At 60.8% G+C, this 8,718-nt stretch carries 9 protein-coding genes; all 9 read right to left on the reverse strand.

Features of this window, described 5'->3' with window-relative positions; all coding sequences use genetic code 11:
* Positions 1-110: 110 nt before the first annotated feature.
* A complete protein-coding gene (locus AC2VNK_RS03285) occupies positions 111-530 on the reverse strand; it encodes a type II toxin-antitoxin system VapC family toxin (protein ID WP_486882782.1) in 420 nt (139 codons plus the stop codon).
* Positions 517-777: an AbrB/MazE/SpoVT family DNA-binding domain-containing protein gene (locus tag AC2VNK_RS03290; RefSeq protein WP_486882783.1), complete on the reverse strand. Its 261-nt coding sequence runs from the start codon at positions 775-777 to the stop codon at positions 517-519. Before AC2VNK_RS03290 ends, AC2VNK_RS03285 begins: the two co-directional genes overlap by 14 nt.
* 51 nt (positions 778-828) lie before the next feature.
* The gene (gene trpE / locus AC2VNK_RS03295; RefSeq protein WP_486882784.1) at positions 829-2,346 is read right to left on the reverse strand and encodes an anthranilate synthase component I; all 1,518 of its coding nucleotides are present in this window, start codon (positions 2,344-2,346) and stop codon (positions 829-831) included.
* A gap of 109 nt (positions 2,347-2,455) precedes the next feature.
* Positions 2,456-3,139 carry a phosphoglycolate phosphatase gene (locus tag AC2VNK_RS03300; protein WP_291524666.1) on the reverse strand — a complete coding sequence of 228 codons (684 nt, stop codon included), beginning with the start codon at positions 3,137-3,139 and terminating at the stop codon, positions 2,456-2,458.
* Between the two features lie 3 nt (positions 3,140-3,142).
* Positions 3,143-3,805 carry a ribulose-phosphate 3-epimerase gene (gene rpe, locus AC2VNK_RS03305; protein WP_291524668.1) on the reverse strand — a complete coding sequence of 221 codons (663 nt, stop codon included), beginning with the start codon at positions 3,803-3,805 and terminating at the stop codon, positions 3,143-3,145.
* A 64-nt stretch (positions 3,806-3,869) separates the two neighbouring features.
* The gene (gene fba, locus AC2VNK_RS03310) at positions 3,870-4,940 is read right to left on the reverse strand and encodes a class II fructose-bisphosphate aldolase (RefSeq protein WP_486882785.1); all 1,071 of its coding nucleotides are present in this window, start codon (positions 4,938-4,940) and stop codon (positions 3,870-3,872) included.
* 108 nt (positions 4,941-5,048) lie between these two features.
* A complete protein-coding gene (pyk, locus tag AC2VNK_RS03315) occupies positions 5,049-6,488 on the reverse strand; it encodes a pyruvate kinase (protein ID WP_486882787.1) in 1,440 nt (479 codons plus the stop codon).
* Positions 6,485-7,690 (reverse strand): phosphoglycerate kinase, encoded by a 1,206-nt coding sequence (locus AC2VNK_RS03320; RefSeq protein ID WP_291524662.1) that lies wholly within the window; start codon positions 7,688-7,690, stop codon positions 6,485-6,487. The genes pyk and AC2VNK_RS03320 overlap by 4 nt, the downstream gene beginning before the upstream one ends.
* A 14-nt stretch (positions 7,691-7,704) precedes the next feature.
* On the reverse strand, positions 7,705-8,718 hold a 1,014-nt coding region (gene gap, locus AC2VNK_RS03325), incomplete at its 5' end, for a type I glyceraldehyde-3-phosphate dehydrogenase (RefSeq protein ID WP_486882789.1).

The raw sequence follows: 8,718 nt of genomic DNA on the forward strand, positions 1-8,718 counted from the left end.
ATGCAGAACGGCCTCCAGGTTCCAGCCTTCCTTGAACTCCAGGCGTTCCCATTCGACGGGTTTGCCGTGCAGAAGGTCGTTGATGTTGATGGGTAACGGCATGACGGCGGCTACTTGGCAGGCACAACGACTGCAGGTGCAACACTAAGACTTTTGGCACGGCGCGCGAATTGACGGTCATCGAAGCTCATGAATTCCGTGCAATGGCTGCTGGCCAGCAAGTGCAGGGAATCGGCGAAGTCTAGCCCCTCTGTGTGCCAGGCCAAGGCATCGGCGATGCGCGACCATTCCTCGACACTGACGTTGGGCAGACCAAGCAGATGTTTGACGACTCTGGCGAAATCCTCGTCCGCGAAGCCATAAAAGGCGCGCAAGACCCATTCGAGCTCAAGGATTACGGTCAGGGGTATGAACATTTGGGGGGATTCGGTCAGGAGTCTATGGGCAATCGGACGTTGTCTGGCGGCCTCGGGGTCAGCCGGGTCAGCCACATAGAAACGCGCCAGAATGTTGGTATCAAGGGCGATCATCTTTGGCTTCCCGCATGGCGAGGGCGACATCGAAATCGGCAAGACGGCGTTTGCCCGGCCGCGTGCAAACCAGCATGCCAAAGCCGTCTTCGGCGATCGTCGGGGTAACCTGGCGTTTCACCTCCGCACGGATGATATGTCCCTCCAAACTAAAGTCGAGTTGACAGCCCGGCGTGATCCCTAAGCGACGACGGATTTCCACCGGAATGACGACTTGGCCCTTATCAGAAACAGTTACGGTTCGCATGGTAGTGCTCACTTCTTACCTGGTAAGAAGACGTTAGCACAACCCCGACCATCAATCATGAGCAACATGATCTGCCCTCCCTTCGGGGTCGAGACCGTTTTCGGCCAGTGCTACGGCGCGGAACATGGCGCGGCGTTTGTTCATGGTTTCTTCCCACTCCGCCGCGGGCTCCGAGTCGGCGACAATGCCGCCGCCCGCCTGGATATGCAGCATGCCATCCTTGATGACGGCGGTGCGAATGGCGATGCAGGTGTCCATGTTGCCATTCCAGCCCCAGTAGCCCACCGCTCCGGCATAGACGCCGCGCGCTACCGGTTCCACCTCGCGGATGATTTCCATGGCGCGAATCTTGGGCGCACCGGAAACGGTGCCGGCCGGGAAGGTCGCTCGCAAAGCATCCATGGCGTCCAGCTCCGGGCGCAATCGTCCCGTGACCTGCGAGACAATGTGCATGACATGGGAGTAGTGCTCAATACCGAACGAATCGGTCAACTGCACCGAGCCGGTGTCGGCGATACGTCCCACATCGTTGCGCGCCAGGTCGATGAGCATGAGGTGTTCGGCGCGCTCCTTGGGGTCGGCGAGGAGTTCCTGCTCCAGCGCCTCATCTTCGGCGCGGGTCTTGCCGCGCGGACGGGTGCCGGCGATAGGGCGCACCGTGACCTGATCATCTTCGACGCGCACCAGTATCTCCGGCGACGAGCCCACCAGATGGGTATCACCCAAGTCCACATAAAACATGTAGGGGGAGGGGTTGACGCCACGCAGGGCGCGATAGAGATCCAGCGGGTGCGCGGTCAGCGGCGTGGACAGGCGTTGGGAGGGCACCACCTGCATCACGTCCCCGGCGCCGATATATTCCTTGATGGTGCGCACCGCCGCCATATACCCATCACGACTGAAGCTGGCGGTGAAATCTTCCTCGCGGACGTGTCGGGTGCGCACCGGCGGTGGGGGCGGTAGTGCCGACTCGCGCAGCCGCTGCTGGAGCCGCTGCAGGCGGGCGGTGCCACGCTCCCAGGCATCGGGTTGGGCGGGGTCGGCATGCACCAGCAGGCGGAGGGTCCCGCGCAGGTTGTCGAAGATCAGCAGTTCGTCGGCCACCAGCAACTGAATTTCCGGCAGATCCAGCGGGTCGGGCAAGGGGGCGCTGCGGGCGAGGCGGGGCTCGATAGTGCGGACGATGTCGTAGCCGAAATAACCGACCAGGCCACCACTGAAGCGCTCATCGGCATTCTCCAGTGGTGCCACATGGAAGCGCTTGCGGAAGGCGCTGATCCATTCCAGGGGATCCGCCGGAGTCGCCCGCTCGGTCTCGACGCCGTCCACATGAACAGTGACAACCCCCTGGGTGACCCGCAATATCTGTTGTGCCGGAAGACCAATGATGGAATAACGGCCCCACTTTTCGCCGCCCTGCACAGACTCCAGCAGGTAGGCATAGGGACCATCGACCAGTTTGAGATAGGCTGATAAGGGGGTATCGAGGTCAGCGATGACCTCACGGGAAAGGGGTATACGGTTGTAGCCCTGGCGCGCCAAAGCCTCAAAGGTTGCTTTTGGAATCACGGATCACCTCGTTAGAGCGATAGAAAAGAAGTCACTGCCTTTCAGCAGCAACGCCATCGCCTCTCCCAACCCAGTGTTTTCCGCATGGTGCCTTTGATTCCTCGCAAAGCTACGCCAGAATATCCAATAATTCGCTCATGTTGTCCAGTACCGCGTCGGGCTCCAGGCAGTGGACGGGTTCGTCGCCGTTATAACCGTAGGTCACGCAGGCAATGGGCATGCCCGCCGCCCGCGCCGCCTGCGTGTCGTTACGCGAATCGCCGACCAGCAGGCAGTTTCCCACCGGCTGATGAAAGTGTTCAGCCGTGTGGGTCAGCGGTAACGGGTCGGGTTTTTTGCGCGGCAGGCTGTCGCCGGACAAGACCAGTCCGAAGAAATCGTACAGGTCCAGTTGCTGGAGCAGCGGCACGGTGAAGGCCGCCGTCTTGTTGGTGATACATACCAGCTCCCGGCCCTGAGCCTGCAAGGCCTCCAGCGTGCCGCGCACCCCCGGGTAGATCACGCTATGGTCTAGCAGATGCTCCCCGTAGTACTTGCTGAAATCGACCATGGCCGCATCCAGTTCCACTTCGCTGGGATCACTGTGGATCGCCAGCGCGCGGCGCATCAGTTCCCGGACACCGTTACCGATGAAGCCACGAATGACAGGCATTTCGGCAGGCGCACGCCCGAGTTTTTGCAGCACATGATTGGCCGCACCGGCCAGGTCGGGTGCGGTATCTATCAGCGTGCCGTCCAGATCGAGCAGGACGACGCGCGCGGTAAACGGTTTGCCGGCGTTCAGCTTTACCATGATTCAGCCTGCCAGGGCTTTGCGGAAAGCGGCGATGGTCGCGGCGTAGTCAGGGGTGTTATAAATGGCGCTGCCCGCCACGAAGACGTCGGCGCCAGCGTCGGCGACCCGCCGCACGTTATCCACCTTGACGCCACCGTCCACTTCCAGCTCGATGGCCTTGCCCGTGGCCTCGATGCGTTTGCGGATCGCCTCGATCTTGCGCAGGGTGTACTCAATGAAGCTTTGCCCGCCGAAACCGGGGTTGACGCTCATCACCAGTACCAGGTCGAGGTTTTCCAGCACATAGTCCAGCACGTTGAGCGGTGTGGCCGGATTGAGGGAGACACCAGCCTTACAGCCCAGGCTGTGGATCAACTGAATGGTCCGGTCCAGATGCAGCGTCGCCTCAGGATGCACCGTAATGATGTCAGCGCCGGCCTTGGCGAAGTCGGGAATGATGCTGTCCACCGGCGAGATCATGAGATGCACGTCCAGGGGCTTTTTGGTGTGCGGCTTGATGGCGGCCGCCACCAGCGGTCCGATGGTCAGGTTGGGGACGAAATGGTTGTCCATGACGTCGATATGGATGTAGTCGGCACCCGCCTCATCGACGGCGCGCACTTCCTCACCCAGACGGGCGAAATCCGCCGAAAGGATGGAGGGGGAAATCTTGAACTGGGTCATATTGCCTCCAAAACAGGGCGAGAGCGCCATGCGCCCTCGCCAGTCAACAGGTCGGTAGCGTGTTTTAGACGCCGGTGACGCGGGGTTCGAGCTCACCTTTGCTATAGCGCTTGAACATGGTATCCAGCGGGATGACCTTGATCTTGCTGGCCTGCCCGGCACAGCCGAAGGCCTCGAAGCGCTGGCGGCAGATATCGCGCATGGCATCGATGGAGGCCGTCAGGAACTTGCGAGGATCGAAGTTCTTGGGGTTTTTGTACAGGCTCTGGCGCACTGCGCCCGTTGCCGCCAGACGCAGGTCGGTATCAATGTTGACCTTGCGCACGCCGTATTTGATGCCTTCCTGAATTTCTTCCACCGGTACGCCGTAGGTCTCGCCGATGTCACCACCGAACTCATGAATAATCTTCAGCCAGTCCTGCGGCACCGAGCTGGAGCCGTGCATGACCAGGTGGGTATCCGGGATGCGGGAGTGGATTTCCTTGATGCGGTCAATACGCAGCACCTTGCCGGTCGGCGGCTGGGTGAATTTGTAGGCGCCGTGGCTGGTGCCGATGGCGATCGCCAGGGCGTCCACTTTGGTGGCCTGCACAAAACGGGCGGCTTCTTCAGGATCGGTCAGCATCTGGTCGTGGGTCAGGCAACCTTCGGCGCCGACGCCGTCTTCCTCGCCGGCCAGACCGGTTTCCAGGGAGCCGAGGCAGCCCAGTTCGCCTTCGACGGTGACGCCGACGGCATGGGACATCTCCACAACCCTGGCGGTGACGGTAGCGTTGTAGTCATAGCTGGCGGGGGTTTTGGCGTCTTCCAGCAGGGAGCCATCCATCATTACACTGGAGAAACCGGAGCGGATGGCCTGGATACAGACCGCCGGGCTCGCGCCGTGATCCTGATGCAGGACAACCGGGATGTCCGGATATTCTTCGATGGCGGCCAGAATCAGGTGGCGCAGGAAGGGTTCGCCAGCATATTTGCGGGCGCCGGCGGAAGCCTGAAGGATGACCGGCGCGTCGACGGCAGCCGCCGCTTCCATGATCGCGCGCACCTGTTCCAGGTTGTTGACGTTGAAAGCGGGAATTCCGTAGCTGTGCTCTGCGGCGTGGTCCAATAATTGGCGCAAGGAAACTAGGGCCATAACACTTCTCCTAAACGTGAATGAAAATTGATTGGGTTTTGAGCAATCGTATAGAGGGGGCCCGTAAACTGCAAGCGGACCCCGATATATATCCCAAAGCGAATTAACTCAAGCTCGGTGCGTAACATCACCTACGCGCACCAGCTTGAGGGTATTGGTACCACCGGGGGCACCCATAGGTTCGCCAATGGTGATGAGGATCAGATCGCCATCGCGGACGGCACCCCGCCGCCGCAGTTCGTCCTCTGCTGCCCGCATCACCTGCACGGGATCATCATGGCGACTCTGGGGGAAATTGACCGGGTGGACCCCGCGATACAAAGTCACCTTGCGCCGGGTATAAACCTGCGGTGTCAGCGCATAGATGGGCACCCGAGGGTTGGCACGGGACAACCATAAGGCGGTAGAACCGCTCTCAGTAAACGCCGCGATGGCCACAATGGGCGAGCGCATGGTGGCTAAAATGGCCGCTGCCGCGATGGTTTCGTCCATCCGCTCCAGGGGCCGGTCGATAATTTGCAGGGTGTTGTTGACCGGCGCCTGCCGCTCGACCTCGCGGCAGGTACGATCCATGGCCGCGACGGCCTCCACCGGATAGGCGCCGCTCGCCGTTTCGGCAGACAGCATCACCGCATCGGTGCCATCGAGGACGGCATTGGCGACGTCGGAAACTTCAGCACGGGTGGGAATGGGCTGATGAATCATGGATTCCATCATCTGTGTGGCGGTGATGGTCAGGCGATTGTACTTCTGCGCCAGAGCGATAATCCGCTTCTGCACGGGGGGCACCGCGGCGTCGCCAATTTCGACACCCAGATCGCCCCGCGCCACCATGATGACCTCGGAAACCGCCAGAATTTCTTCGATGGCCTCTACCGCCTCGGCGCGCTCTATTTTGGCCACCATCGCGCCATGCCCACCCGCTTCGCGGAAGAGGCGACGGGCTTCATCCATATCCGCGGCACTGCGCGGAAAGGAGACGGCCAGATAGTCGGCCTCCAGGCGGGCTGCCGTAATAATATCGGCGCGGTCCTTGTCGGTCAGTGCCGGTGCAGTTAGTCCGCCGCCAGCGCGGTTAATGCCCTTGCTGTTAGAGAGCTCGCCCCCCTGCACGACCCGTGTGTGAATCTCGGTACCTTGCACCTTTTCTACCCAGAGGACGATCATGCCGTCATTGAGGAGCAGAGTAGCGCCGCGTTCCACATCGTTGACGAGTTGGGGATAGGTAATACCCACCCGCGCCTGATCGCCCACGGCACAAGTGCTATCGAGAACAAAGGGTTCGCCTTCCCGGAGATGAATTTTATCTTCGGCAAATTTACCGATGCGAATTTTGGGTCCCTGCAAATCGGCTAACACACCGATAGCGCGGCCATGGGCGCGCGCCCTTTCCCGGACCATCTCGGCACGCTTCACGTGATCTTCGGGCGCGCCGTGGGAAAAATTGAGGCGGACGACATCGACACCCGCCTCGATCAGGCGATCGATGACCTGCACATCAGAACTGGCAGGGCCCAGGGTTGCGACGATTTTCGTCCGGCGTATCAAGTGTGTGTACCTCTCGCACGTTCTTCCAGCATGGCTACGGCAGGCAGGGCCTTGCCTTCGAGGAATTCCAGGAAGGCACCGCCACCCGTACTGATATAAGAGACCTTATCTTCGATGTGAAACTTGTTAATCGCCGCAATGGTGTCGCCACCCCCGGCAATGGAGAAGGCGCTGCTTTCGGCTACCGCCTGGGCAATGGCTTTCGTGCCACCGGCAAAGGCATCGAACTCAAACACGCCTACCGGGCCATTCCAGACGATGGTGCCTGCCTTACGCAGTATTTCGCCCAAGGCCCTGGCGGTATTGGGGCCGATATCGAGCACCATGTCGTCCGCTGCGATATCGTCCACGCCACAGGTTCTGGCAGGTGCCGTAGCCGAAAACGCCTTGGCGACGACCACATCACTGGGCAGCGGTACATCGCCGCCCTTGGCCTTGGCTGCCGCGATGATGGCTTCGGCATCGGGCACCAGATCGGCCTCACAGAGGGATTTGCCGATGGAATGGCCAGCGGCGAGGATGAAGGTGTTGGCAATGCCGCCACCCACCACCAGTTGATCCACCTTGTCCGCCAGGGACTTGAGGATGGTCAGCTTGGTGGACACCTTGGATCCGGCGACAATGGCGACCAGAGGACGCTTGGGGTTCTGCAGGGCCTTGCCCAGCGCCTCCAGTTCATTGACGAGCAGAGGGCCGGCACAGGCGACAGGCGCGAACTTGCCGACGCCGTGGGTACTGGCCTGGGCACGATGGGCCGTACCAAAAGCATCCATCACATAGATATCGCAGAGCGCGGCCATTTTCCTGGAAAGCGCTTCGTCATCCTGGCCTTCGCCCGCATTAAAGCGGACGTTTTCCAGCACGACCACATCACCGTCCTGCAGCCGGGCGAGGCTATCCTTACCGCCATCCAGCCAATCCCGCACCAAAGGTACGTCGCGGCCCAGCAACTGGCCGAGATGGGCGGCAATGGGGGCCAGGCTGGCCTTTTCGTCAAAAACACCTTCCTTGGGACGCCCCAGATGGGACATCAGCATTACCCGCGCACCGCCGTCCAGCGCGGCGCGAATGGTGGGCAGGCTGGCGCGGATGCGGGTGTCATCGGTAATAGCCCCTGCATCATTCATGGGGACATTGAGGTCCTCACGAATCAACACGCGCTTGCCCTTTAAAGGCAAGTCGGTCATGCGCAAAATATTCATGGCGGGTCCTCCTCTCAGCGGGCCTGACCCATCATGGCGAGGGCGGTATCCACCATGCGGTTGGAGAAGCCCCACTCGTTGTCATACCAGGAGCAGACCTTGACCAGTTTGCCCTTGACCTTGGTCAGGGAGGACTCGTAGGTGGAGGAGTGCGGGTTGTGGTTGAAGTCGATGGAGACCAGGGGCTTGTCGTTGTAGCCGTAGACACCCTTGAGCGCGCCTTGACTGGCCGCTTTCATGGCCGCATGGATTTCGTCTACGGAGACTTCCTTGTTGACGATACAGGTGAGGTCAACGAGGGAGACGTTCTGCGTGGGCACGCGGATGGCGAAGCCGTCCAGCTTGCCCGCCAGCTCCGGCAGTACCAGGCCGATGGCCTTGGCGGCACCAGTGCTGGTGGGGATCATGCTCATGCCGGCAGCGCGGGCACGGCGCAGGTCTTCGTGATAAACATCGATAATGCGCTGGTCATTGGTCATGGAGTGGATGGTGTTCATGGTCCCCGCCTCGATGCCGGCGAGATCATTGAGGGTCTTGGCCAGAGGCGCCAGGCAGTTGGTGGTGCAGGAGCCGTTGGAGACGATGTGGTGTTTGGCGGGGTCGAGCAACTGGTGGTTGACGCCGTAGACGACGGTGAGGTCGACCGCATCTTTTGCCGGTGCCGAGATCAGCACTTTCTTGGCGCCGCCCTTGAGGTGCAGGGCCGCCTTTTCGCGGGAGGCAAAGAAGCCAGTGCACTCCAGGACTACGTCCACACCCAGATCACCCCAGGGCAGCTTGGAAGGGTCGCGTTCGGCGAGCACCTTGACCCGGTCGTCGCCGATCAGCATGTCGCCGTCATCGACGTTCACCGGGAAAGGGAATTTGCCATGCACGGAATCATACTGCGTCAGGTGGGCGTTGGTTTCGGGGCTGCCCAGGTCATTGACCGCGACGATCTGGACTTTGTCAGTCCGGTTCGCTTCGTACACTGCCCGCAGGATGTTCCGCCCGATACGCCCATAGCCGTTAATACCAATACGCAATGC

The sequence above is a fragment of the Acidithiobacillus sp. TH-A35 genome (assembly GCF_057473505.1).